1 protein-coding gene is annotated in these 2,272 nt (G+C 49.2%); it reads right to left on the reverse strand.

Features of this window, described 5'->3' with window-relative positions:
* A partial coding sequence (locus VIM87_RS04040; RefSeq protein WP_331995731.1) for a TonB-dependent receptor occupies positions 1-1,768 on the reverse strand: 1,768 nt, incomplete at its 3' end.
* Positions 1,769-2,272 lie beyond the last annotated feature (504 nt).

The following is a 2,272-nucleotide window of genomic DNA, read 5'->3' on the forward strand; positions in this document are numbered from 1 at the left end:
CCTTATAATAGGCCTCTACAGATGCTTCCCAGCTATCATCTTTAAAGTTGCGGTAGTAACCCATGGTATATTGCCAGGAGATCTGCGGCCGTACTTTATAAGTGCTGGGCACCCACAGGTCTGTGGGCAGCGTGGTGCCGGCATTGGTTACCAGGTGTATGAACTGGTAGTTGCGGGTAACGGATGCCTTGATGGAATTTTCCTGGTTCCAGGCATACCGCAGGATCATCCGGGGTTCAAAACCGCCGTAAGAACGTACCTGCTGCAGGCTTTCATATACCGTGCTATCCAGCTTTACGCCGTTATTATTCTTGATATACCGGGTGTAGGGGCCTACCTGCATAAAGGCGCTGTAACGCAGGCCGGCGTTCAGTTTCAGCTTAGGCGATATTTCCCATTCATCCTGTACATACAGGGCGGCTTCGTGGGCGTATTTACGAAAAGCATTATCCGGGTTAAAGGCGGTGCTATCCTGCCGGCCGGAAATAGAGAACGGGGTAAAGCGGTGGTAAATGTAGTTGCCGCCGAATTTAATATGATGCTTATTGCTGGCAAAGTAGTCGAAATCCAGCTTGCCATTAACATCGCTGATGCCGGAGGCCAGGCGGATGTCGAAGTTGTTCTGTAAACCGGTGAAGCTGAACTTATAATCGTTATAAATAATGGAGGTATTTGAAAACAGCTTGCTGCTGAACACATGGTTCCAGCGTAAGGTGGCGGTGCTGTTGCCCCAGGGAATGGTAGCATCAAAGGTGCGGGTACCGCTGCGGAAGGTAAACACATCGCGCCCAAAGTAACCGCTCAGGTATACCCGGTCCTTATCGGAAAAAATGTAATTGGCTTTTACATTCAGGTCATAGAAATAATAACCGGAGCCGCTGAAATCACTGTTCTTTTTCACGAAAGGTTTGGCTACCCAGTCGATATAAGTACGGCGGCCGGAGACAATAAAGGACGACTTATTCTTTTTCAAAGGCCCCTGCAGCGACAGCCGCGATGCGATAAGGCCAATGCCCCCCTCGCCCTGCAGCTGCTGGTTATTACCATCCTTCATATTCACGTCTACTACCGACGACAGGCGCCCGCCATAATTGGCCGGCATACCGCCTTTGATCAGCGTGGTATTGCGGATAGCGTCTGCATTAAAAATGGAGAAGAAGCCAAACAGGTGGCCGGTGTTGTACACGGGCGCTTCATCCAGCAGGATCAGGTTCTGATCAGGCCCGCCGCCACGCACATATAAGCCGGCATTGCCCTCCCCTGCTGCCTGTACGCCGGGCATGAGCTGCAGCATTTTCAGCACATCCACCTCGCCCATAAATGAAGGCAGCTTTTTGGCGTCGGCAGTAGCCATTTCTACGCGGCCCATTTCTGTGCTGGATACATTGCGGTTCTTTCGTTTATCGGTAATTACCACTTCCTGCGCCTGGTAGGTACGGGGTGTCATGGCAAAATTGATCTGCTGGTCATCATGCAGCTGAATCACCTGCTCTTTTTCCTCATATCCCAGGAAAGTGCATACCAGCGTGTATTCCCCGGCGGGCAGGCTGATAGCGTAAAAGCCATAAGCATTGGCCTGGATGCCCTGCGGGCTTTCTTTAATATGCACTGTGGCGCCGGTGAGCGATTCCCCGTTGGTAGTATCGCGCACATAACCGCTGATGGTGAATTTTTGCTGGGCAACTGTTATGGTAAAATGGAAAAGACAAAGTACGGGCAGCACGATATGCCGCAGCAGGTGATGAAGATATGGACTAGACGAGCTCATAGCAACCCCAATTCAGTTTAGATACGGTTTGCGCTACTGGTTTTTCTACTGATTGATCCCTGCTAATAAAATGGGCTGATGATTATTGTTATTTGTGCATGACAATAAAAGACAGGTGGCTGTTCTAAAGCAGGTCTTCATAGGTATCGGATAAAGTTTCGTTCACAAAAGGCATTCTCTCCGGGCAAAGATATGGGAAAAAGTTGATAGTTGTTTGTTAATGGTCCATAGTCTATAGTCGATGGTCCATAGCATTTAACGCAATGGTAATGGTGCAGGGTCAGGCAGCCTGCCGGGTACGCTCAACCTCCCAAATGAACAACGCCATAGACTATGGACCGCCGACAATGGACTATCGACTACAATTATTACCTTTGTGTGCTTTATTTAACATTTATATAGAATTCTTTATATGCTTCTCGCCCTACAGGACGTAACTTTTGAATTTGGTGCACGTACAATTGTTGAAGATGCCTCCTGGCATATTGTACCCGGCGACCGGGT

It is taken from the genome of Chitinophaga sp. (genome assembly GCF_036569125.1).
GTDB lineage: Bacteria > Bacteroidota > Bacteroidia > Chitinophagales > Chitinophagaceae > Chitinophaga.